Origin of the sequence: Tunicatimonas pelagia (assembly GCF_030506325.1) — a bacterium.
GTDB classification, from domain to species: domain Bacteria; phylum Bacteroidota; class Bacteroidia; order Cytophagales; family Cyclobacteriaceae; genus Tunicatimonas; species Tunicatimonas pelagia.
In genome coordinates, this window is sequence record NZ_CP120683.1 from 834,333 (window position 1) to 858,519 (window position 24,187).

General features: G+C 44.6%; 22 protein-coding genes and 1 tRNA gene. 7 read left to right on the forward strand and 16 right to left on the reverse strand.

Going from position 1 to position 24,187, the window contains the following annotated elements; genetic code table 11:
* Window positions 1-508 precede the first annotated feature (508 nt).
* From P0M28_RS03335 to P0M28_RS03345, 3 genes are all read right to left on the reverse strand, one after another.
* A complete protein-coding gene (locus P0M28_RS03335) occupies window positions 509-1,690 on the reverse strand; it encodes a glycosyltransferase family 2 protein (RefSeq protein ID WP_367281894.1) in 1,182 nt (393 codons plus the stop codon).
* Between the two features lie 20 nt (window positions 1,691-1,710).
* Window positions 1,711-2,430 carry an SDR family oxidoreductase gene (locus P0M28_RS03340; protein WP_302208067.1) on the reverse strand — a complete coding sequence of 240 codons (720 nt, stop codon included), beginning with the start codon at window positions 2,428-2,430 and terminating at the stop codon, window positions 1,711-1,713.
* A 103-nt stretch (window positions 2,431-2,533) separates the two neighbouring features.
* Window positions 2,534-3,751, reverse strand: coding sequence for a saccharopine dehydrogenase family protein (locus tag P0M28_RS03345; RefSeq protein WP_302208068.1), 1,218 nt, complete (start codon window positions 3,749-3,751; stop codon window positions 2,534-2,536).
* 194 nt (window positions 3,752-3,945) lie between these two features.
* Between P0M28_RS03345 and P0M28_RS03350 the strand changes: the two genes are divergently transcribed.
* On the forward strand, window positions 3,946-4,395 hold the full coding sequence (locus P0M28_RS03350) for a MarR family winged helix-turn-helix transcriptional regulator (RefSeq protein WP_302208069.1): 450 nt from the start codon (window positions 3,946-3,948) through the stop codon (window positions 4,393-4,395).
* A 1-nt stretch (window position 4,396) separates the two neighbouring features.
* Here P0M28_RS03350 and P0M28_RS03355 read toward each other — a convergent pair whose 3' ends face one another.
* Entirely contained in the window at window positions 4,397-5,656 is a 1,260-nt protein-coding gene (locus P0M28_RS03355) for a glutamate-5-semialdehyde dehydrogenase (RefSeq protein WP_302208070.1), read from the reverse strand.
* A gap of 129 nt (window positions 5,657-5,785) precedes the next feature.
* On the opposite strand from P0M28_RS03355, the gene P0M28_RS03360 reads away from it, so the two are divergent.
* A complete protein-coding gene (locus P0M28_RS03360; protein WP_302208071.1) occupies window positions 5,786-6,412 on the forward strand; it encodes a porin family protein in 627 nt (208 codons plus the stop codon).
* A gap of 32 nt (window positions 6,413-6,444) precedes the next feature.
* Here the strand turns inward: P0M28_RS03360 and P0M28_RS03365 are convergent, their stop codons facing one another.
* Window positions 6,445-7,548, reverse strand: coding sequence for a glycoside hydrolase family 43 protein (locus tag P0M28_RS03365; RefSeq protein ID WP_302208073.1), 1,104 nt, complete (start codon window positions 7,546-7,548; stop codon window positions 6,445-6,447).
* A 472-nt stretch (window positions 7,549-8,020) separates the two neighbouring features.
* Between P0M28_RS03365 and P0M28_RS03370 the strand changes: the two genes are divergently transcribed.
* Window positions 8,021-10,237, forward strand: a complete 2,217-nt coding sequence (locus P0M28_RS03370) for an APC family permease (protein ID WP_302208074.1) — start codon at window positions 8,021-8,023, stop codon at window positions 10,235-10,237.
* A gap of 9 nt (window positions 10,238-10,246) precedes the next feature.
* On the opposite strand, the gene P0M28_RS03375 is transcribed toward P0M28_RS03370, so the two are convergent.
* From P0M28_RS03375 to P0M28_RS03410, 8 genes are all read right to left on the reverse strand, one after another.
* Window positions 10,247-11,533: a MutS-related protein gene (locus P0M28_RS03375; RefSeq protein WP_302208075.1), complete on the reverse strand. Its 1,287-nt coding sequence runs from the start codon at window positions 11,531-11,533 to the stop codon at window positions 10,247-10,249.
* Window positions 11,530-12,168, reverse strand: a complete 639-nt coding sequence (locus P0M28_RS03380; protein WP_302208076.1) for a DoxX family membrane protein — start codon at window positions 12,166-12,168, stop codon at window positions 11,530-11,532. Before P0M28_RS03380 ends, P0M28_RS03375 begins: the two co-directional genes overlap by 4 nt.
* Window positions 12,169-12,211: 43 nt before the next feature.
* Window positions 12,212-14,080 (reverse strand): serine hydrolase domain-containing protein, encoded by a 1,869-nt coding sequence (locus P0M28_RS03385; RefSeq protein ID WP_302208077.1) that lies wholly within the window; start codon window positions 14,078-14,080, stop codon window positions 12,212-12,214.
* Window positions 14,081-14,109: 29 nt separating this feature from the next.
* Entirely contained in the window at window positions 14,110-16,491 is a 2,382-nt protein-coding gene (locus P0M28_RS03390; protein WP_302208078.1) for an FtsX-like permease family protein, read from the reverse strand.
* Between the two features lie 116 nt (window positions 16,492-16,607).
* Window positions 16,608-17,318, reverse strand: coding sequence for a hypothetical protein (locus P0M28_RS03395; RefSeq protein ID WP_302208079.1), 711 nt, complete (start codon window positions 17,316-17,318; stop codon window positions 16,608-16,610).
* A gap of 11 nt (window positions 17,319-17,329) precedes the next feature.
* The gene (locus tag P0M28_RS03400; RefSeq protein WP_302208080.1) at window positions 17,330-17,707 is read right to left on the reverse strand and encodes a GntR family transcriptional regulator; all 378 of its coding nucleotides are present in this window, start codon (window positions 17,705-17,707) and stop codon (window positions 17,330-17,332) included.
* 5 nt (window positions 17,708-17,712) lie between these two features.
* The gene (locus P0M28_RS03405) at window positions 17,713-18,486 is read right to left on the reverse strand and encodes a hypothetical protein (RefSeq protein WP_302208082.1); all 774 of its coding nucleotides are present in this window, start codon (window positions 18,484-18,486) and stop codon (window positions 17,713-17,715) included.
* An 11-nt stretch (window positions 18,487-18,497) separates the two neighbouring features.
* Complete coding sequence (locus tag P0M28_RS03410) at window positions 18,498-19,331, reverse strand: ABC transporter ATP-binding protein (RefSeq protein WP_302208084.1); 834 nt, start codon at window positions 19,329-19,331, stop codon at window positions 18,498-18,500.
* A 242-nt stretch (window positions 19,332-19,573) separates the two neighbouring features.
* Here P0M28_RS03410 and P0M28_RS03415 point away from each other — a divergent pair, with 242 nt between their 5' ends.
* Window positions 19,574-19,990, forward strand: coding sequence for a hypothetical protein (locus P0M28_RS03415; protein ID WP_302208085.1), 417 nt, complete (start codon window positions 19,574-19,576; stop codon window positions 19,988-19,990).
* Window positions 19,991-20,284: 294 nt separating this feature from the next.
* On the opposite strand, the gene P0M28_RS03420 is transcribed toward P0M28_RS03415, so the two are convergent.
* Window positions 20,285-20,366, reverse strand: a tRNA-Leu gene (locus P0M28_RS03420).
* A 48-nt stretch (window positions 20,367-20,414) separates the two neighbouring features.
* Window positions 20,415-21,188 carry an SAM hydrolase/SAM-dependent halogenase family protein gene (locus P0M28_RS03425; protein ID WP_302208087.1) on the reverse strand — a complete coding sequence of 258 codons (774 nt, stop codon included), beginning with the start codon at window positions 21,186-21,188 and terminating at the stop codon, window positions 20,415-20,417.
* A 105-nt stretch (window positions 21,189-21,293) separates the two neighbouring features.
* On the opposite strand from P0M28_RS03425, the gene P0M28_RS03430 reads away from it, so the two are divergent.
* The 3 genes from P0M28_RS03430 (at window position 21,294) to P0M28_RS03440 (ending at window position 22,961) form a co-directional block, all read left to right on the forward strand.
* Complete coding sequence (locus tag P0M28_RS03430; RefSeq protein WP_302208088.1) at window positions 21,294-22,259, forward strand: PhoH family protein; 966 nt, start codon at window positions 21,294-21,296, stop codon at window positions 22,257-22,259.
* Window positions 22,243-22,674, forward strand: a complete 432-nt coding sequence (locus tag P0M28_RS03435) for a GNAT family N-acetyltransferase (RefSeq protein WP_302208089.1) — start codon at window positions 22,243-22,245, stop codon at window positions 22,672-22,674. The genes P0M28_RS03430 and P0M28_RS03435 overlap by 17 nt, the downstream gene beginning before the upstream one ends.
* A gap of 65 nt (window positions 22,675-22,739) precedes the next feature.
* Window positions 22,740-22,961 (forward strand): CDGSH iron-sulfur domain-containing protein, encoded by a 222-nt coding sequence (locus P0M28_RS03440; RefSeq protein WP_302208090.1) that lies wholly within the window; start codon window positions 22,740-22,742, stop codon window positions 22,959-22,961.
* Window positions 22,962-23,107: 146 nt separating this feature from the next.
* On the opposite strand, the gene trxB is transcribed toward P0M28_RS03440, so the two are convergent.
* Window positions 23,108-24,079, reverse strand: a complete 972-nt coding sequence (gene trxB, locus P0M28_RS03445) for a thioredoxin-disulfide reductase (protein WP_302208091.1) — start codon at window positions 24,077-24,079, stop codon at window positions 23,108-23,110.
* Window positions 24,080-24,187: the final 108 nt, after the last annotated feature.

Consider the following 24,187-nt stretch of genomic DNA (forward strand, 5'->3'; position numbering starts at 1 on the left):
CGGTACCAGGGTACAGTTCTATTATGGTTTTTTCAAGAATTAAGACTAATTTATGAATCAATGTGTGTATTTTACGGGGGATGACGGTATTGGCATACTCAAATAATTGAAATGAATATCCCTACATTTATCTTTAGTATGGTAGCATCACTTGAAGTGAGATACTCAAAAAATGTCAAAACCACTCTTGCCCTTACATTTTCTTCTTTGGCTATTAGCTCGGCATTCTAAAAACTCACTTTTGTTTACTATTTTTTTACATAGCTGTAACATGCATTTTCACTAAAGCTAAGAGCGTGTTTGAACTTTATCCTTTAGTTTTCTGATGGCTGTTTTCCGCCCATACTTCGCCTTTTTTTCGGACGATAGCTTAGGCTATCCTCCTCAAAAAGAGTCTCGTCTGTCCGAAAAACACCTCATAATAAATTCTAAAAATAAAATCCAAACACGCTCTAATACTGATAGAATTTCTGCATGCTTGTTTCCGCAGCTTAGCGCCAACTTTAGCCTACTTAACATTTGCTCTTTCAGCTCGCTCCCAAGTCACGGATTGATTACCCTTTAAATACCTGATGATTCCCCGGAACACAGCGTAGTTCATAATAAAAAAGTAGTAAGGAATAAAAAAGGCTTTAATTTTGATTGATTTATTTGCCAGAATGTAACCGACCAAAGCTGCTACGTAAAAGAATATTTGCCCGTAAAATGTTAGCTGATAAAAGCCCCGGTAGTTGTAGAGCAAAATATTTAAGACAAAAACTAATACCAGAGCAAACGGAGTAACCGTCCAGCGCAACACTCGGTGAGAGATATACTGGAAGCTAAGAGTGCCGTAGCGAAAAATATTCAACAAAGCCTTTAGCCGGACAATGGCCTGAATGCCCCCAGCCGCAATTCTGATTTTACGCTTGAGTTCTTCCTTCACTGAGGCTGAAGGGCCTTCCTGAGCATAAGCATCGGGTTCATAAGCAATACGGTAGCCTTTTTGGGCTATTCTAAGCGTCAGATAGAAATCTTCAATTACTGTATCCTGCGGAATGTTTTCGTAGAGTTCGGTTCGGACAGAAAATAGCTCACCCGCTGCGCCTACTACTGAATACAGTTCGGCATCCCAGGTTTTCAGGGCTGATTCGTACTTCCAGTAGAATCCTTCACCCGCTCCACTAGCGGAGTCTTTCTCAGCTACATGAATTCGCTTCTCTCCGGCTACCCCACCAATCTGAGGGTTTTGATAATGACGAACAATATTGCGAATAGCTTCAGGATTCAAGTAGGTATTAGCATCCGTGAAAATGACAACAGGGGTGTTTACCTCCTTCATTGTACGATGTACCGCAGCAATTTTCCCTCGTCGTTCGGGTTGGTGCAGCAGTTTTATTTCAGAGTACTGACGAACAATATCGGGGGTTGCGTCGGTTGAACCATCGGTAACGATTACCACTTGCCGTTTATTCGGGGGATAATCTAGCTGAAGAGTATTCTGAATCTTTTCATCAATAAAACCGGCTTCATTGTAAGCAGCGACTACAATAGTCGTCTCCGGGCAGAATTCCTGATAATCAATAAACTCACGCTGTTTTTCTCTCAATCTTTTTAGGCCAACCAACAGACGAAGGATAATTCCGTAGCCTACGTACGTGTAGACTACCAGCGAAAGGCAAAGCCACCAGAGAACCTCAATAATTTGCAATACGATAGTTGTTTGAACTTTTACTTCTGCGGCGGTTGGCTCGGGCGCACCTCTACTTTACTCGGTAGGGTACGCGGATGCATATGCATTAAATCCACCACCATCTGCCCCAAGTCTTCAATCTGAATTTTCCAGTGATCTTCACTATTGGGTTGATGATTGTTAAAGTAGGTAGCTACTGAACCTGGCATAATGGTTGAAACTTTAATTCCGTGCTGGCGCAAATCGAGCATTGCCGCTTGGGTAAACCCAGTTAAACCAAACTTACTAGCATTGTAAGCTGACCCACCCGCAAAGAAGTTTGTCCCCGCCAAACTAGAAATCGTGATAATGTAGCCTTTTGAAGTTTTCATCGCATCTAAGCTAGCCTTGATACTGTAGAATACTCCGGTCAGGTTGGTGTCAATAGTTTCGTTCCACTGCTCAGGTGTTAAATCTTCAATAGAGGCAAAATGACCTAAGCCAGCATTCGCGACTAATAGATCTAACTGCCCCCATTCGCTGAGTAGTTTATCTACTGCTTGCTGCTGCGATTCCATACTTCGCACATCGGCCTCTAGCCCCAGGGCTTGTCCGTTGCTAGCTTGGTTAAGTTTTTCCGCAGCCTCATCGGCGCTGGACTGGGAGCGACTAGTGATGGCCACTTTCATTCCTTGTTTCATTAAGGCTTCAGCCACTCCGTAGCCAATTCCCTTGCTCCCTCCGGTAACTAAGGCAACTTTATTTTCTAAATTTTGCATAAAAAAATCATTTGCGGTTGTAATGTATATAGTCTACTGATTTTTCGGTAAAGAGTTTAGTCGTGCTATGATTATCGCTGAAAGATTACACCCCTTTGCCAAGCTACTTAGGATAGTCAAAAGCCAGCGGCTCATTCACTCGCTCGTGCCAGGGTAAACCGTACTGGTTCAGCGCTTGCATAAACGGGTCAGGGTTAAGCTCTTCTACATTATAGACTCCAGGGCGCATCCACTGCTTAGTTAACATTAACATCGCTCCAATCATGGCGGGAACTCCGGTAGTGTAGGAAACTGCCTGGGCACCTACCTCCTGATAGGTTTGGGCGTGATCACAGTTGTTGTATACGTAGTACGTTTTCTCCTTTCCATCCTTTAGTCCCTTAATTTGGCAACCAATAGACGTTTGTCCTTGATAATCTTCACCCAAGGAAGATGGTTCAGGCAACAGTGCCTTCAGAAACTCCAGCGGAATAATCTCTTGCCCCCTAAATTTTACGGGATCAATGCGGGTCATGCCTACGTTTTCCAGCACTTGCAAGTGAGTAATATACTGGGGCGAGAACGTCATCCAGAAGCGAGCGCGCTTGAGGTGCGGAATATTTTGGGTAAGCGATTCTAGCTCTTCGTGGTACAGCAAGTAAGATTCCCGCTCCCCTATTTCGGGATAATCAACTGGCTGATGAATTTCTAGTGGTTCAGTTTCTACCCACTGCCCCTTTTCCCAGTAGCGTCCGTTTTGCGTAATCTCCCGAATATTTATTTCAGGGTTGAAATTAGTAGCAAACGCTTTGCCGTGGTCTCCGGCATTGCAATCTACAATATCCAGATAGTGAATCTCATTGAAATAATGCTTCTGAGCGTGAGCCGTGAACACCCCGGTTACGCCTGGGTCAAAACCGCAACCTAGCAAGGCCATAATTCCGGCTTGTTCGTAGCGATCACGGTAATCCCACTGCCACTTGTACTCAAACTTGGCTACGTCGCGCGGTTCATAATTTGCCGTATCCAGGTAATGTACCTTCATGGTGAGGCAAGCATCCATAATGGTTAAGTCCTGGTACGGCAGAGCCACGTTAATTACTAGCTGAGGTTCAAACTCCTTCATCAAGGCTACCAAATCCATCACGTGGTCAGCATCCACTTGGGCAGTAGTGATTACAGCCGAAGGAAACTTTTTGCGAACTCGTTCGGCAATTCGGTCACATTTAGTCTTTGTACGACTAGCCAATAGTATTTCGCTGAATATAGATGATACCTCGGCACATTTGTGAGCCACCACGTTGCCTACTCCGCCAGCTCCAATAATTAAAACTTTGCTCATGATTGTTTAATTATGCATGTTTAGCTGAAAAGCTAGTAGTTGCAAGTTTAAGATTTCAGGATACAGGTTCCAAACTACGTCATTATAACCTTCAACTTAAAAACCTAAAACTTGTAAACTTTAATAACCTTGTACTTATTGAAGAACTTTTTTACTAACTCGCTGTTGTATCTACAACATATTGAACCATTACTATGCAAATTGAGGAAGAGATTCAGCAGACGAACTTTAAGAACCCGCTACATAAGGCGGTGCTGAACGTTAAGTTTACAGCCAACTGGTTGTCTGGTATTTCATTGCCCATCTTCAAAAAGTACGGTATTTCTGAAGAGCAGTTCAATGTACTTCGCATTCTCAAGGGGCAGTATCCCACCCCCTCCTCTCTCCAACTCATTACCGAACGGATGCTCAACCGCATGTCGAACGTTACTCGTCTGGTAGAGAAACTCAGAGTTAATGGGTATGTTACTCGGGAAATTTGCCCCGAAAATCGACGCCGGGTTAATATCTTAATCACTAAGAAAGGACTCAATTTACTGGAGCAAGTATCGCCGGAAATTGACTTGGTACTGAATCAAGACAACCAACTTACTGACACTGAGATAAAAACCCTGAATCAATTACTGGACAAGATTCGTCAGTAATCTACCCCCGAACCTGCCCTTCGCCGTAAATTAGGTATTTGTAGCTGGTTAGCTCGGGTAAAGCCATTGGCCCCCGAGCGTGTAGTTTTTGGGTACTGATACCAATCTCGGCTCCCATGCCGAACTCACTTCCGTCGGTATAAGCCGTAGATGTATTCGCGTAAACGGCTGCCGCATCTACCGACTGCATGTATTTCTCTACAACTGATTCATCTTCCGCAACAATAGCCTCGCTATGTTTGGAGCTGTACCGGGCAATATGATCTAATGCTTCATCTAAGTTCGCTACTGTTTTAATAGACATTTTATGAGAAAGAAACTCGGTGCCGAAGTGCTCGGGGAAAGCCGGATACAGCAGTTCGTCCGGATATACACCTGCCAGTACGGTATAGCTTAGCTGATCGGCATAAATCTTTACATCTTCTGAAGCTAGTTTCTGAATGATCTCCGGTAAATTCTGAAGGCGTTCTTGGTGAATAACCAGACAATCTAGCGCATTGCAGACACTCACTCGCCGAGTTTTGGCGTTAAACACAACAGCTTGCCCCTTTTCCAAATCACCACTTTTATCAAAATAGGTGTGAACAATACCCGCTCCGGTTTCAATTACTGGCACTTTAGCGTTCTCTCGTACGTAGTTGATCAAGTTCTGGCTACCTCGGGGAATAATTACATCTATGGCACCTACGGCGTTGAGCAACTTCTGCGTAGCTTCCCGAGAAGCAGGCAACAGGCTCATGAGGTTTTGGTTCAGACCGTGTTCTTCAAGCACCTGATGAATGACCTCAGCAATGGCTAGGTTAGAGTATTCGGCATCGCTCCCCCCTTTCAGTACCGCTACGTTCCCGGCTTTTAAGCAGAGGGCAAACACATCAAACGTTACGTTGGGACGAGCTTCGTATATTACTCCTACCACCCCCAACGGCACTGATTTGCGAACCAAGCGCAGCCCACTGTCTAAAGTTCGCTCTTCCTGTATCTTTCCCAGTGGCGATGGCAGTGTGGCTACATTTCGCATATCCTGAGCAATTGCTTCAATTCGCTCGGCGGTAAGCTGCAAGCGATCGTACTTAGGATTAGCCGGATCCATGCGGTCTAAATCCTTCTGGTTTTCCGTCAGAATAAAATCGGTACGCGCTACCGCAGCATCGGCTACTGCTCGAAGCACTTCGTCAATGGTGGTATTACTTAACTGCAAAGCATCGCGACTCGCTTGTTTTATAGCTGAGAAATCGGCTACCGTTTCTGCTAGTATGGACATATTACGTTAGGTTTACAAAATGGGAAAGTTACAAAAGCCGCACTAGAATGACTATTCCACCACTAATTTATTCTACGCTTTAATCATAATCTTGATGCTTACTCGTTTTCCTCCAAACGCTCTTTACAGATGAAAACTATTGCCCCTTTTTTCTTAGCCCTGCTTTCTCTACAATCGGTCTTTGGTCAAACTGAATGGGGAATACACACTGGTGGTGGGATTTCTGATATTGTTTTGGTTAATGAACCCGACGTAACGGGGATTAGTTTCTCAGATGAAGAGTACCAGCCAAAACCGTCGGTGTTAATAGGAATATATAGCTCCTTTTCGCTTTTTTCAAAAACCAACTTAGTTGCTGGTTTACAGTACACGAATAAGGGAGCCAGAATAGATAACTCCTTCGGTAGCACTTCTCAGTTAAACTTACACTATGTGAGCATCCCAGTACTAGTACGCTATCATCCATTTAATCAGTGGTTTATAGAGGTAGGGCCTGAGATTGCCCGCTTAATTGCCTCCGGAAGTGGGAGCAATACATTCGATTGGTACGAACCGTTTGATATCGGGATTAACGGTGGACTTGGTTATCATTTCTCTGAAAAATGGAGTACAGCACTACGCTACTATTTGGGCTTATCCAATGTGTGGACTGATTTGCAGCTAACTGATACTCAAGGAAATTTGATAGATCATGATATGAAACTACAAAATCGATTTATGCAATTATCCCTCATTCGTAGTATGGGCACGTTTTAATTGCCTTTTCGTTCTTCGCTAGCTCGCTAGATTTATGGAGTAATCGTTTCAATGCTTCCGTCAGGCCGATGGGTAAGCTCGGTTACTTTAATATTTCTCAGATGGGTCTGCCCATCCGACAGTTCAGTATCGTGGTAAAATAAATACCATTTCTCGTTAAATTTCACGACAGAATGATGGTTGGTCCACCCTAACACTGGATTTAGAACTACTCCCTGGTAGGTGAAGGGGCCGTAGGGATTATCTCCGGTGGCGTAAGCAATATAATGAGTGTCACCGGTAGAATAAGAGAAGTAGTACGTACCCTGGTATTTATGCACCCAAGCCGCCTCGAAAAATCGCCGTTCATTATCACCTGCTACTAGTGGTTCACCGTTCTCATCCAAAATCACTACATCCTTCGGCTTTTCATCAAAACTAAGCATATCATCGGCCAAACGAGCTACTTTAGCACTGATAGCCGGTTGATCGTCGGCCGGATACTCATCTACAGCAACGTACTCCCCGCTCTCCCAGCGCTGTAGTTGCCCACCCCAAATACCACCGAAGTACATATAATACGCGCCATCAGTATCTTCAAATACGGCCGGATCAATGCTAAAGCTTCCCTCAATAGGCTCATCTTGTGGTGCAAATGGGCCAGTAGGTGCGCTGCTGGTGGCTACCCCAATTCTAAAAATATTCTCTTCATCTTTAGCGGGAAAGTACAAATAGTACGTGCCGTTTCGGTAAGCAGCATCGGGAGCCCACATTTGTCGTTCGGCCCAAAGAACGTCGTCTACCGATAAAGCAGCCCCGTGATCCGTTACATTATCGCCTACTTCGGCCATAGAGAATACGTGGTAATCCTGCATGTCGAATTGGCTACCCAGATCATCCGCCGCTATTCCTGACTCCACGTCGTGGGAGGGATAAACGTAGAGGGTATCGTTGAAAACGTGAGCCGAAGGATCGGCAGTGTATATGTGAGATACTAGAGGAGCTGTCAAAAACTGCTTTTCGGTCACACTATCCGCACTAGCTTCGGTAGCCTCTTCGGTATTTGCTTCACCAGAACCGGAGGACTGGCAGCTTAATGTAGCATAACTAAGGACTAATAGTACGGCGGTAGGCAGTAGTAGGTTAGTATTTCTCATCTCGGTAGTTTTATCGGTAAAGTAGTTCAATCTTATTACTTGAACAAAGGTAAAGAAGGGTAATCGTTGTCAGACTGTGTACTGATGTAGCAATCTACTGTCTTTCTATGATAGTACGCCACTAACAAAAAAAGAAAAAGGTCAACCAAAAAGATTAACCTTTATGCCCTCTGAGGAGCTAAGCTGTTGTAAAGTAGCGAAAAAAGAAGTAAAACTGTAAAATGAAGAATTTTCAAGAATTCCGATTACATATTCACCAATGTACAAAACAATAATCAAAAAAGCACACGTATTACCATTTTTTGAAAATTATTTATATGAATATAGTACTACATTACCAGCTAACCCTCTACCTATAGGATATTCATTATGAATGTGGTGATGGATAACTATATTTTGTAGATTAAAGCGAAAAATTCTCTTGACCTATAATTTCTACCTTTGTCGGCAATCAGTAAGCTGACCCACAACTATGCCAGCCAACGGAACTGAACTTAAGAAGTCGTACTTACCAGAAGAAGCTACCTCCCCTCGTAAACTTGGAACTTTTGGTGGAGTATTCACCCCTTCCCTACTAACTATTCTGGGCGTAATTATGTACCTCCGCTTTGGCTGGGTAGTAGGCAACGTGGGTTTAATTGGTACGCTGGTTATTGTTACTCTTTCTACTAGTATTACCTTCTTAACCGCGCTATCCATTGCCTCAATCGCTACCGACACTCAGGTGAAGGGCGGAGGAGCCTACTATATGATTAGTCGATCGCTGGGAATTGAGGTAGGCGGTGCCGTAGGTATTCCACTCTTTATTGCTCAAGCACTATCGGTAGCACTGTACGTAATTGGGTTTGCCGAAAGTATAGTAGCCGTTTTTCCGATGCTCAATATGACGCTAGTAGGTTGTGGAGTTACCGTAGCCATCGGGCTACTGGCTTTGTTTTCGACTGAGGCCACTATCCGTATTCAGTACTTTATTTTGGCTGCCATTGTTATTTCCTTGCTGTCGCTGGTATTCGGTAGTCCGTTGGAAGATGCTCCAACAGAAATAATGGGAGCCGCAGCCAATCGGCCGAGAGAAGGCTTTTGGATAGTATTTGCCGTATTTTTCCCAGCCGTGACCGGTATTATGGCGGGAGTAAACCTGTCGGGTGACCTGAAAGACTCAGCTAAATCCATTCCCAAGGGCACCTTTTTGGCAGTAGGCTGTGGCTACTTGGTTTATATGGTTTTACCCATCATCTTAGCTTCCCGCGTTGATGCCAACACGTTAATCGATGACCCGCTGGTGATGCGGCGCATCTCGCTGTGGGGCGATGCTATTTTGCTGGGAGTATGGGGAGCTACCCTATCTAGTGCGGTAGGCAGTATTTTAGGCGCCCCTCGCATTCTACAAGCTCTAGCCCAAGATCAGGTGCTGCCCCGTAGCTTTCACTGGCTAGGCAAGGAGCATCCGGCTAGCGGTATTCCCCGGGCGGGCACCATCTTCACGATGGTACTAGCGATTATCGCCGTAATACTCGGTGACCTGGATATGATCGCCCCCATTCTTTCCATGTTTTTCTTAACCACCTACGGGGTGCTAAACGTAGCGGCGGGTACCGAACGGTTATTGGGTAGCCCCTCCTTCCGACCCAGTTTTCGTACTCACTGGTTCTTCTCACTGTTGGGAGCCATCGGCTGTGTGGCAGTTATGTTTCTTATCAATCCGCTGGCTACCCTCATAGCTATTCTGCTGGTAGGGACTACCTTTATCTGGCTGAAACGAAGAGGATTACGCACTACTTGGGGCGATGTGCGACGGGGCATGTGGCTAGCTCTTACCCGTACTGCCCTCCTACGCATTGACCATACTCCCGATCCTAAGAACTGGCGTCCTCACTTACTGGTACTATCGGGGGCACCCACCCGTCGGTGGCATCTGATTGAACTTTCGCAAGCCATTGCCCAGCGAAGCTCCTTACTCACCGTAGCCACCGTACTCATCACCGACGACATTGCCTACAATCGGTTAAAGTCATTGGAAGGTAATATTAAAGACTATTTAGAAGAGCGGGGAGTAGAGGCACTGGTAAAGGTTACCTCCGATGAAGACCCGTTTAGCGGTGGGGTGCGGCTGGTACAAACCTACGGCATTGGTGCTTTAGTACCTAATACCATCATATTAGGCGATACCCGCGAACTCTCCCACCACGGCCCCTACTGCGCCATGATTCAGCAGTTTTATGAAGCTCGTCGGAACGTGGTGATTGTGCGGGATGATGAAAAAGAGGGCTTTCAGCGTAAGCAGACGATTGATGTATGGTGGGGCGGACTACGAAAGAACGGTGCCTTAATGATGATTCTGGCGTACCTAATTAGAAATGACCCCGCTTGGCGATTCGCTCAGATTACCGTAAAGATGGCTGTTCCTTCGGAGGCCGCGGCCAAGGATGCTGAGGCTAATCTCAAGCAAATTATTCAGAACATGCGGATTTCCTTTCAGCAAAAGATTATAGTTAATCCCGAAACGCCCTTCTGGACGCTACTCAAGCAAGAATCCCAGTCGGCAGATTTGATTATGCTCGGTTTGGCCGAACCTAATGAGAACTTCTTAGCTTACTACGAGCAACTCTCCGAACGCACCCAGGGGCTACCCGCCACTATGTTTGTGCTGGCTGCTCAGGAAATTGCCTTTGAAGAGATTTTACTCTGATACTGAAGTCTACTCCAGTAGCTTGCTTACCCCTTCTGCCTCAAACAGAATTTTGCCAATTTTAACGGTAGACCAGCCTTCTCGTAGGCGATAGGTAAAGTGGGGAATTCCTTCTTCCAATCGGCACTCAATAAAGCACTTTTTGATGTGATCCTCACTATTATCAATTTGCTCCTCTAAGTGCAGCAGATGCGTAGAAATAAAGAAAAGTGAGCCAGTAAACTTACCCAGGCGATTCACAGTGCTCAACGTGATTTCCTGAGCATCATCAATATTGGTGCCTTTGAAAAGTTCATCAAACATAGCAAAGCACTTTTTCCCTTCGCTGGCTAGCTGTAGCACTCTTTTCAGGTTCTGTATTTCTGCCATAAAGTGACTGTACCCGCTCGATAGATCATCCTTCACATTAATCGAGATAGCCACTACATCATAGTGGGGCAGTACACAATGCTGAGCGGGCACCGCTAGCCCGATATGAGCCAGATAAGTGCATAGCCCCACCGATTTTAGCAGTGTTGATTTTCCCGACATATTTGGACCAGTGAGAAGTACGGTATTCTCCCCCGGCATCACTTGAATGCTATTCTTTACGGGCTCTTCTACTAATGGATGGTAAAAGCCGTTGATCTGAAACTTACTATCACTGAATTCTGGAAAGGTGAACTGATGCTTCTTTATGGCTTTTGCAATAGAGTGATAGGCTTCAAAGCGAAAAAAGAACTCCCAAAAGGCATCAATCTCGCTACTGTCTAGCGTAGCTAGAACCTGCATCAACTCTACCATTCTTGCTACTGAAAATTTATCTTCGTTGATGATGTGGGCAAAGTAATCTAAGCGTAGCTTTTGTAGGAACTGATTCGCGATCTTCAAATCTCTACGGTAGCTTTCGGGAAAGTACTGGAGCTTCATTTGCTCTAGATACCTACCATAAATCCTATCCAGAAATAATATCATCTGCACGAGCTGCGACCGCCGCTGACTGCGTTCCCCTTCCGAGAGCTGTAACCTTAGCCTGGTTTTTATGGTAGATTCCCCTAAGTCTATTCGTTGGTTAGCAATATCCGTTAGAAAAGAGTATGTTTCTCGCTGATAGAGCGTGGGGTACGAGAAATTTTCCAATACTTCCCAGTTTTGTATGTACCCTCGGCAGATGTGTTGTCTTTCTTGTATTGCATCCAAACTCATACCGGAAGCACTTAGCATATCCCGCAGAGCAAGCTCAGCCTGAGTACTATTCGTATAATTGAAGATGGGGATAACATCTTGCTCCAAGTTAAGGTCTTGCACCAGCATCATAGCAGCTTCTCTATTGTGTAGGCGGAAAACTTCTCAAACGCCTTTATCATTCCTATGGGATCAGTAATAAGGTTAATCAAAATCTTAGGCATAACCCCAGTCACTTCTAGCACAATCGCCATAATGGGTAGCAATGCGTACATCCGAAGGGAGTAGCTGAACTTGGTGTTTACATTTTGCCAAACCGCTTCGCCAATAACCTCCATTTTCTCCCGATAGTGCCAGAGTATTAATAAATCTAATAGAATATAAAACGAAAGTCGCCAAGCAAAGCCAACCTTAAGCGCGTAGGGCATCGCGGTTAAGTCAATTAGCAAAATAATACTGATTATTGGTATAAACATCAATGCTCCGATAATAGCGGTTCGGTTGATAATCAGCAGCGAACTACAAATGATTTGCATCACCCCCACCACGATTTTTAAGGGCTGATGGTCGAACAAGTACCAAGATACGCGAAACAGTGATAAATCTTTTAATGGAGTAAGTAGCTCTTCTTCACTAACCCCAAATTGCCCACTATTGAGTTTACTGTAGCCATAACGAAGGAAAGTCCAGCCCAGCAGAAAGCGAGCGACCAAGATGAAGTAATCCCAGTACTTTGCTTTTGGGGTGTTTTTTAGTTGGTGTATCATATTGTTAGGTTTTAGAAGGGTAGCATGAAGTAAACAGCCTCGTTCAGTAGTTCCATAAACGAAAGCCTACTAGTCCTTCGGTAGCCAGATAAGCTGATATTATGCTGAGTGACAAAGCCACTGACAGCAAATAATAGTTAAGCAACGTTTTTTGCTGACTGATTAAGCGGTATCCGGCTACTGCCAACGTTAGCACCGCCAAGGCTGGAGCAAAGATAGTCCCTAGATAAACAGCAATCTCGAGCCAGTTCTGACTACCAATGGAGTATGTCTTATACACGAATAAATAAGCAGCAGTTGCTAAAGTAAACAGCGCTATTACAACCGACAGCACCGCCGGAAGCCGAAATAATGCTTCCTTAGTCGGTAGCTTCTTCCTCGCCCAAGCTACCCCCCAAACAAGCCCGAAAGGCAGCACACTCAACCCTATTATGGCTGAACCGATCAGGGTAGCTTTTAGCAGGGTGAGGGGTAGACGTGCGGTTTTTCGGTAGTAACTGTTCATCGTCACTAGCACCGAATTTCCCTCGTCATCTTTCGTCAGAGCTACCGCTGGGAAGTCCGTATTGGTATACCGGAACGTACTATCGGTTACTGGAACAAGCTCCCACATAGCTCCAGAAGGGGGTTGCATATACAAACGGTTGCTTTCCAGCTTTAGTGAGACTCCGCCTAGCTGGTCTATCAAATTACCGATAGCATCCTTCGAGCTGCGATGTTGATAAAATCCTAAGAACGGGGTAATATATTCTTGGTTAAGTGGATAAGTGGCAGGTAGGTTGGTATTCTTCTCGGGTAAATGCTGCGTAAGAAAATCAGCTACTAGTTGCCGGATCGGTCGTAGTCCCCGCCCTGCGTTAATCGCTACGGCGTAGCCAATACCCTGCTCTCGATTATAGCCGTAGTAGGATACAAAGCCAGGAACGCTTCCCCCGTGTCCCCGAAATATTATTTTATCTTCATCCTGGGTGTGCCCTAGTGTATTTCCCAGCCCGTAGTAATCGGCTAAGCCTGCTCGCGCCCCGGTAGTGGTGCGGGTACTTTCCATTCGGTGCAAACTAGCCGAAGACAGTAGCTGAGTACTATCGATTTTACCTTTGTTCAGAAAGAAGAACAGTAGCTCAGTCATGTCCTTGGCAGAAGACGCTAGATTACCTGCCAAAGCTCCATTCAGCACGGGAGCTTGGTGCTGAGTATTGCTTTTATATTCGTACCCCATAGCTTCGTTGGGTACGTCGGCCAAGGCATCCAAATGGGTATACGTCATGCCCAACGGTTGAAAAATATTCTTTGCGATATACTTCTGGTAGGGCTTTTCACTTACTTTTTCTATCAGATAGCTGAGTACCACATAGCCTACATTGGTGTAGCTGTGTCGCGTACCCGGCTTCCAGCGGCAGTACATAGAATTCTGGTGAATATCCACTAACTGTTGAACCGAAATCCCTGGCTGACTCGCCCGGTAGCGGGTATGGAGATGTTCATCGTCCAATCCGGCGGTATGCTCCAGTAAATGCTCTACTGTAACCGGATGGGTATTTTCCAAATCATTTCTGATGGGAAGTTCAGGAGCTAATGCCCTCACTTTATCGTTGAGAGACAATCGCCCCTGCTCCACCAGCTTTAGTGTAGCTAGTGCGGCAATGCTTTTAGTGACTGATCCCATTTTGAACAAGGTATTATCGTTTACTACTGCTTTTGTTGTAACGTTAGCCGTACCTATTCCGCCTTGCCAGATTACAGAGTCTTGAGTTACCATTGTCAGAAACGAGCCCGGAATGTGCCGACTAGCCATATAGGCTTCTATCGTATCCTGTAATTGAGATAATGTTTGAGGTGGCGATTGTGCCGAAAGGCTTATTCTGCACAACCAGTGAAAGCCTAGAAATAGCACAACACCTTTTTTAGCCATAGTATAATCATTAAGAGAGCCTCCTCTGTCTATTCATACCGCAGAGAATCGGCCGGATTAGTAGCAGCAGCTCGGGAAGATCGATAGTAGATCGTTAGCAGGGCAATAGTTAGTGAGACCAAGAGGGTAGCTACAAATAGTTCTACCCCGGGTGGAATGCGTTCGGGCAGTTCCATTAGAAAGGCTTGTCCTAAAAAGTAACCTGCTGGAGCTGCTAGAATAAAGGCAATAGCAACGAGCAGCAAAGACTCTCGAGTAAACATGAAGATGATATTGGTTACGGTAGCTCCTAGTACTTTGCGAATACCTACTTCTTTGGTACGCCGTACGGTCATAAAGGAAATCAGACCATACAAACCCATGCAACCAATGAGTATCGCTAGAAAGGCAGCAGGCTGTAGTACACTTAGCACCATATCGAAAAAGCTGTACTGCTTATCTAGGGTTTCATCCAGAAAGCGAATATCGATCAAGTGATCGGGGTAGGTTTCTTTCCAGGTTGTTTCAATAAATTGAAGGGTTTCGGCTACTTGGTCGGGAGCTATTTTGATCGCTACTCCCGAAAACCTAGACGGATCGTACTGAAGCACTAGCGGGTCAATCTTGCTACTAAATGCGTTGGTGTAAGTATCGTTGATGACTCCCCGGATCGTTATTTCGGATTCTCCCAACGTAAATATCTCGCCGATAGCTTCGTCAGGATTAGCTATCTCCAGTGCTTTAATCATCGCCTGATTCACGATTACTTCGTTGATCGGATTTGCTCGGTCGGCTGAGAAGTTGGTTCCGGCCAGCAGAGTTCGTTCAAACATGGAAATATACTGTTCGTCTCCGTAGTGAATCACTCCCGGCTGTTTATACGTTTCTCCTTCTTCTCCGTAAAACTGGATTCTTCCGGCATTGAGTAACGGCCCGCCCCAGCCAAAGGTTATATCCTGAATATTAGGATTTCGAGACAACTGCTGTTTGAAGGTGGTTATATCCTGCGTAGTATCGGGAAGTACGGTAAATACAATAGCTTCCGTATCAAAGCCAATGGGCCGTTCCCTCAGATGGTTGATCTGATATATGACAATAGCAGTTACCAGAATTAAGACTTGCGCTCCTACAAACTGGGTAATCACCAAAACTCGCCGCAGGTTTAATCCTTTGGGCTTCCCACTACTGATTTTTCCCTGTAATGCCTTCACTGGTTTGAAACCCGATAAGACAAAGGCCGGGTAGAAGCCTGCTAGTAAGGTAATTAACAGAATGATACTTGTCAGAAACAATACCATCGAAGGGCTTTGAAAGAAGTCATAATTCAGGTAGGTGTACCCCGCCCGAGCATTGATTATTTGCATGGGAACGCGAGCCAACGCCAGCCCCAGGGCAACCGCAATTAGGGTAATGACCAAGGCTTCGCTGGCGTACTGCACAATTAGCTGAATACGACTGCTGCCCAAGGTTTTCCGAATACCCACCTCCCTTGCCCGATTCAGCGATTGAGCGGTAGCGAGATTAATAAAGTTGATACAGGCAATGAAGGCAATCATACCGGCTACTACTGATAGTATGATTAGTAGTGGTAGGGGAAAGTCGTAAGTAAAGCTATTGTAGTTACCGTTTCGGTGATGGTTATTTTTTAGAGGCATCAGTACAAAAGAGGTACGCTTGGCATCATCTTCGGTGAGGTATTTCTGCTTCACCTTATGCAATTGGGAGCGAATCTGTCTGGGGCCAGTACTTTCCTGCAAAGCAATAAAGGTAGTGCCCCAGCCTACCCACTTCCAATTATCAGTGCTTCGGGGCACGTAAGCCGGAAGGGACGGATAGGAAATGAGCATAGAGTAGGGCATATCGGTATTATGCGGTGGGGTTTTTAGCACTCCATTAACCTTGAGGGTTAAGGTTTGGTCGAAGACAAAGGTAGAATCCATTGCTGGCTCTACTCCCCCCAAGTACTTTTTGGCGAACTGATCGGTAACTACTACTGTGTTAGGCTCCCGGAAGGCAGTTCTAGGGTTACCCAGTAACCACTCCCCATCAAATACACTGAAGTAAGCCGAGTCTACGAAGAAAGCGTGCTCTCCTTCGTAGATATTCTCCCCCATGGCAAACTGGAAGCTATAGTTATGGTGCATACTAGTAACCGCTTCCAATCCACTCACCTCGCTACGGATTACCTCACCCAACGGATAAAAATTGTATCCGTTCGTTCGCCGACCACTAGCACTTTTCTGAAGCAGGTTGACCCGATAGATACGGTCGGCTTTGGTATGAAAGTCATCAAAAGAAGTCTCAAACCGCACCAGTACGAAGATGGTGATACCGCAAGCAATGCCCAACGTTAGTCCCGCTACGTTGATTGCAGTATAAACTTTATCCCGTTTCAGGTTGCGGAAAGCGGTAATGAAGAAGTTGCGGATCATAGTTAGAGGATGTATTTAGAAGTGGACGTTGGTAGTAGTGTAAGATTGTCGTACATACTCTCTATCTCTTAAAGTGCCTACCTCGAATCTTTTAGGGGGATTTAGAACCTTTCCCTTTAAGGAAGCAACTGCTCAACCAGCTTCCCCGGTATCGTTACCTGGGCCTCGGGGTCTACTTCAATACTTAGTGAATCAATCGCTGAGGGGCGGGCGGTGAAAGTACTCTTATCTCGAGCCACTACGGTAGCTTGTTTAATCTGATTTGGTTGTTCAATCCGCATCATGGCACCATCGGTTACGGTGGCCGATAAGTTCCCGATACTGCTTTCGGTTAGTGCCATACCGCTACCTTGCCCTTGCTGAATGAGCTCTAAGCTGGGTAAGTCCCAACTGCTTAGGCGGTAGGTGAAAAACTGGGAGTGTACCGAAGTGAGTTGGGGAGCAAGTACGTAGAGGCTAGGTTTGTTATTCAAAGTCCATGTCGCCTTGAACCGCTCAGGAAAATCAGGAGCATCGTAGCTTAGGAATAGTGTATCGCGTTGCACCTGCCAGGTTAAGCGAGGCGTATCTTCACTTACCTTAGAATTAGCCATCAGCTTCTGGGATTTTACTTCAAACTGCTCTCCGGCCTGTATCTGTATCAGCCCACTATACTTCCCTTCCATCTTTACCACCGAAAAGTCAGTCAATGTATCGGTAACATAACCGTAGTACGGATCATCCTTGTCAATTTTCTCGTATTCACCCTTCAAAACGGTAGCTGCACCGAAGATAGCCGCAAAGATGATGACAATGAGTCCGATCAGAAGTTGGTTACTGGTTTTCATAGTTGATTCAATTACGTAGTGGGATAGGTTTCGGCAACAAAAGCTTCGTAACGCTGCTGGATCTCTTCTATCGAAATATCAAGTAGATAAAGTGTGCGGAAGAAATCGGGTAGCTCAGCTTCCAAAAAGCGTTCTTTACGGTACGCTCGCACCTTGGTAGGAGCATCAGCACTAGCAAAGTAGCCTAGCCCGCGCTTGTTGTAAACAATGTCCCGCTGCTGAAGGAAGTCGTAGCTGCGTATTACTGTGTTGGGATTTACCTCCATCGTAGCAGCTAAGTCGCGCACCGAAGGAATCCGCTCTTCTACTGCCCACTGCTCTAGCAAAATTTGCTCACAGATGTAGTCAGCAATTTGTAAGTATATCGCTTGTTGATCGTTAAATTCCATAGCTATTATATCTCTTTCTCCCGCAATCGCACGTAAGTGATACCAATTAGGGCTACTACTATTAGCCCCAAAAATACTTTTATCAGATTACTAATGGCTGAGGGGTAAAGTATTGTGTAACGTTGAGTGTCGTTGACGTTCCAAACGGTAAAGGGAAAAGCATCGATATTTCTAGGGTAGCCAGTAAAATGGTAGGCCAGAAGCAGGTTGAATACGAACGCAACAAGTGTCACAACCAGTATTGCACTTATCGTTTTTATCAGAGAGTTTTTAGTAAAATATAACGAACCAAGAAAGATAGCTCCCTGAAGTATAAAGTAGACGTATCCGTAGAATTGCAGAACTTCAGTCGGGATAGGTTTATAATTGCCACCAGGTGCTAAATTTTGATCGGCTAAGGTTGCTATTTTTTGGTGTAATTGAACGCCAGTTACGAATACTAATACACTACCAAGAAGACTAATGAGCAGTAGAGGAGCAAACTTCTCCAATTGAGAAGCTGGAATCATAATAGATGAAACTCCCCGCTCGGTAGTGTTGTAGGCAGCGAAAGCGGTATTGGTAAAGAAGATTCCACCTAACATAGTCCCGCCGAAAAATGTCAATATATGCAAACCGTAAAGCAACCAACTAAACTGCGAAGTACCCACGATAGGAAGCATCAGCATTAGCATTGTACCAATCGCAATACCGAGCGATAGTAAATAGTATCGCCCACTCTCAGCCCAGTACAACTTCAGCATCAGGCTGAAGCGGGTTATATTAAATTGTTGGTTCATGATAATTCAGTTTAATTGAAGAGTTGCCGGATACGCTCTGGATTCTGGGTAGCCGCGTTGAATAGCCGTTCCAAGTCCACCTTACTTTCCTGCTGTTCCAAGTTTTCCATCACTACGGTGTAGCCTTGTAACGAAGGCTCAGCGTACAGCACTCGGTGGTCATTTTCAGCTTGGTTAAGCGTGGCAAAGCGCAGTTGTTCGCTTATCCGATGGAGCGGCTGATGCAGCAAAATCTCACGATCTTCCAGCACAATCACCGAGTCAATCAGATTATCTAAGTCCCGCACTTGGTGAGTAGAAATCAGCATGAGTTGATCTTCTCGTATAGCAGATGCTAACAGCTTGCGGAATTGTTTCTTGGAAGGAATATCCAACCCATTAGTAGGTTCATCCATAATTAGCACATCCGTATTACAAGCCAAAGCAAAAGCGATCAGTACCTTCTTTCGCTGCCCGAAGGACAGATTAGAAATGTAGCTATCGGACGAAACATCAAATTCAGTGAGATAGTAGCGAAACTGAGCCTTATCAAACTTGGGATAAAAAGGGGCTTGAACCGCTAGGTACTTCTCAATAGTTACCGCGGGTAGATAAATTTCTTCCGCCACAAAATAGATATTTTGTAAAAAGGCAGGTTTCCGCTCTCGGGGATTAAAATGCCCTACTTTGATGCTTCCCTGGTCAGGATACAGCAAGCCAGCGATATTTCTCAGTAAACTGGACTTTCCTGCTCCATTTTTCCCCAGTAGGCCATAAATATATCCAGCTTCCAGATGAAGGTTCAGCTTATTAAAGAGTAATTGCCCTTTCCGATAACCAAACGATAATTGATCCAGATGAATCATGTTATAGTGTATTAGTTAAATAGTACACTATAAATGTAACGATTATTTTTAATAATTCAACTCCCCCCCCTTACTTTTTCTCTTATTGCGTTCATTTTCCCTTTGTGGGAAACCTATATAAAGAAAATCAGCCCGCACGCTGTTTAGTGTTAAATAATGGAAATTGGTACATAAGTTGAGAATTTAATCTTATTCTAATAATAATTATAATTATTTTAATAAAAAAGGTAAACAAAAACGCTATGGTTGTAAAGAATGATGTGTTAGCAAATGAGTTTTTAGAAGCAGAATTAATTGAGCAGTCTCAAACCTTATTGTGCCGTTCTAAAAAAACGTATATACCTAATAAGGCATTTAAGGATTTCTTCGCGGAAATTGAATCTGTTGTTAGCAACAACGACATTACCACGTTAATCTTTGATAAAACTTCGTTATCAGTATTTGATCAAGAAGCCATGGAGTGGTACCATGTTCATTGGAAAGAGAAGATGTGGGGTAAAGGGCTAAAGTATCATCGCAAAATCTTACCCAACAATCCATTGTTTAAAAACAGCGTATCAATTGGAAGACGAAAAATTTCAGAAAAAAACCCAGACTTTAGCTTCGATAAGTTTGACATCCGATACTATGAATCAATGGAGGAAGCGATGGGTAAATAGTTTTCTGCAATAGTAAATTAGTTGGTGAGCAGTCTTCTAAACAGGGCTGCTTATTTTTTTATCGCTTTCAAAGAAAGTCTCAAAATATACAGCTATTACCCACATTTTGGGAGGGTTCTTAGGCGTTCTGGTAGCGAGGTAAAAAGCGATCTCAGGCATGGGTGGTGTAGGTTTTCTAGCAAGATTCTAGCAAAATACTTGCGTAAATGTGGGTAATAGTGGTTTAAGTTGGTTAACAAATCTGCGAAAAAAGCGTAAAAAAAGCTATTAGCGCGAATGCTAACAGCTTTCCAGTACCCAGGGCCGGGGTCGAACCGGCACGGCCGAAGCCATTGGTGTTTGAGACCAACGCGTCTACCAATTCCGCCACCTGGGCAAAAACGGAGAGCAAACGTAGGGAACTTTACAGAATTTATCAAGCACTTTACCCGCTATCTCGCTCAAACTGAATCATAATTGGGCTATCGTAACTTAGCCCCAAAAGTTCGTGAGCGTTGCCCTGGTTGATTCCAATTTCCAGCCAGCCAGCACTGTTAAATAATAGAAAAACCTCACCGTACTCTACTTCGTGGTAATGCTGCTGCAAGTGATTAGCCGTTTCTCGCCCAAAGCGTATCTGAAAAGAAGCTTCCTTTCGCAGATGTTCAAATGTATTTTGGTCAATATTGGTAATCAGATTCCCGTAGTGGTCAACGTGGACTACATGACCCACAATCTGCTTGCGAGTCGCTTTTAGCATTCGGGGTAACCGTCGCTCTAGTTCACTGACCAGGCTACCTAACTTTTGAATAGCTACACCCTGGCTAAGTGCAACAGTTGCTGGGGCAAGTATCTCTTTGGTAGTGAAGGTCGTGGTATCTTTAGTATCTAACACAATAATCTCTTCGGGCCCCTGCTCACTTAGTAAACTCAATAAGCCATTATCCGCCCCAACAAAGTAGTGCCCTTCCAAACTCACAGCAATGTACTTCTGATTGGGCGATTGGGCATCAACCGCCACTAAGTGAACGGTACCTACCGGAAAATCACGATAAACCGATTTGATAACAAATGAACCTTGGGCAATATTAAAGGCTTCTATGGAATGACTAATATCTACAATCTGAACATCAGCATCTAAACTATACAGCTTGGCTTTTACCGCTGCCACGTAGTGGTCGGTTGTCCCGAAGTCAGAGGTAAAAGTGATAATGGACATGGTTTCGCGTCGAATTATGCTTACATTTATTAAGGCAAAAGTAAACATTACTCAGTTGTTTGCTCGTTTAAATAGTAAAATCTTAGCAACAGAAAATTACAGCGATTGGTAGAAAAAATTATTACACTAGACGACGTTTCTTTACCTGATTTTTTAGGTATTCAGAACAAAAACATCCGACTTATATCTAACGCCTTTCCCGAAAGTAAGGTCATTTCTCGAGGCAACGAAATTCGCATTCAGGGGAGCACTCCTGAAATTATCAAGATCAACGATATTATCAATGCGTTACTAAATCATTATTCCCGCTACGGTAAAGTGGATGAAGAAGAAGTGAAGACCTACATTAGCAACGAAAAGCAGCCGATGGTTGATGAAAGTGTAGATGATATACTGCTTTACGGTACTCGGGGAGCAGTAATTAAGCCCCGCACAGTCAACCAGTACGAATTAGTACAATCAGCAGCTCAAAATGACTTAGTGTTCGCTATCGGTCCGGCCGGAACCGGAAAAACCTACATCTCAGTAGCTTTAGCCGTGCGGGCTCTAAAAAACAAGCGGGTAAAAAAGATTATTATTACCCGCCCAGCAGTGGAAGCCGGAGAAAATCTAGGCTTTCTACCGGGTGACCTGAAAGAAAAGATTGATCCGTATCTGCGCCCCATCTACGATGCTTTGGGCGATATGGTACCTAGCGAAAAACTCAAGTTTTACGAGGAGAATAAAATTATTGAAATTGCCCCTTTGGCCTACATGCGTGGTCGTACTCTACAAAACGCTTTCATTCTGCTGGATGAAGCCCAGAATACTACGCCGATGCAGATCAAAATGTTCTTAACCCGAATGGGACCAAATTCTAAGGTTATTATCACAGGAGATCGTTCGCAGATCGACCTGCCCCGTAAACAGAAATCAGGACTTATTGATGCACTTAACGTACTGAAAGGAGTAAAAGGAATTGGCTTTGTTACGCTTACCAGTGAGGATGTTGTCCGCCATCGTATTGTAAAAGATATTATTAACGCTTACAAACGAGCCGACGATCATATGAATAATGATGATGGTTCGTAAAGTGAGTACTGATGAAGAGCTACAGCAAGCTTTTCAAATTCGCAATGAAGTATTTGTGCAGGAACAGCAGGTAGCTCCCGAGGAAGAATACGATGAGTACGACGCTACAGCAGCCCATTACTTGGCCTATGATAAAGCTAAAGTTCCTTGTGGCACTGCCCGATGGCGAAAAACGGAGCAAGGAATAAAACTGGAGCGATTTGCTGTATTAGCTTCCCACCGAGGAAAAGGAGTAGGTGCAGTTATTCTTCGACAGGCACTTATTGATATTGATGAATCTGCTTGGTCTGATCAGTCGGTATATCTTCACGCCCAAATCACTGCAATATCTTTCTACGAACGCTTTGGATTCGAGAAAGTGGGTGATGAATTTGAGGAGTGCAATATCAAACACTTTAAGATGATTCGTGCTTAATTAGGTATTAAAACTATCAGCTGTCCATTTTCAATCGGCCGCCGACGCGGTTCTAACTAAAAACTATGGCATCAACAAAGATCACTGTAAACAACAATGGCTCGCTTAAAATAGATGGCAACTTTGAGATTGTAGACAAAGAAGGAAACGTATACGGTTTGGGCGGACGCACATTGGTCAGTCTGTGTCGCTGCGGTCTGTCAGAGAATAAGCCCTTCTGCGATGGTGCCCATAAAGGTCACTTTGAACACGAAGCTAAAGCCTTTGATCTGCCCTCGAGGAAATAGCTAGGATTTATCAGATTCTACAGAATAGCCAGCGACGCACTGCTTACCAAATGAAGTAATAGCGCATTTTAGTTTGACATCAATGAAGAAGCCACTTCCTAGAAAATTAAGAAGTGGCTTTTCCTCAGGGTTATCTAAAAGAATTGTTACTTCATGGCAATGGTAGGAGTACCTTCTACTAGGTCAGCTTCTTGCGCTGCTAGAAATCGCTCCGCCTCCAATGCTGCCATACATCCGGTACCCGCAGCGGTAATAGCCTGCCGATACACATGATCTTGGGCATCACCGGAAGCAAATACTCCGGGAACATTCGTTTCGGTAGAATCTGCCTTGGTGATGAGATAACCGTTTTCATCCATATCGAGGTAGTCGCGGAAGATATCGGTATTGGGTTTATGGCCAATGGCTACGAAAAATCCTTGAGCCGGAATATCTTGCTTTTCTCCGGTCTGGTTATTCACTACTCGTACTCCTTCTACCTCATTTTCACCAAGTATTTTTTCGGTTTCGGTATTCCAAAGAATTTCAATATTCTCGGCTCGTTCCACTCGCTGCTGCATAATGGCAGATGCCCGCATCTCATCGCGGCGTACTAGTAGGTACACCTTACTCGCTAACTTAGAAAGATAACTAGCTTCTTCGGCAGCCGTATCACCCCCACCTACTACTACCAAGTCTTTTCCCCGAAAGAAAAAGCCATCACACACCGCGCAGGCAGAAACACCTTTACCATTCAATCGCTCTTCGCCCGGAAGTCCCAGCCACTTAGCCGAAGCACCAGTAGAAATAATTACCGATTGAGCCTCAATTTCGTGCTCATCATCTACAACTGCTTTCAGTGGATACACTGAAAAATCTACCTTCGTTATCATACCGAAACGAACGTCGGTACCAAACCGCTCAGCCTGCTTCTGAAAATCCATCATCATCTCTGGGCCAGTTACTCCTTCGGGGTAGCCCGGATAGTTCTCTACATCGGTAGTAGTGGTAAGCTGCCCACCGGGCTGAATTCCCTGGTACAGCACTGGTTTCAAATTGGCTCGAGCAGCGTAAACTGCGGCAGTATATCCCGCTGGCCCAGAACCTATTATTAATACTTCTACTTTTTCCGTTGTCATATATCGTACTAATTGAAAGTTAAAAATAGAAAATTGATAGTACTAGCACGCTGCATATCAATACTTTACACAGTATACTATGTGATCTTGTTATGCGAAAAGCACTAC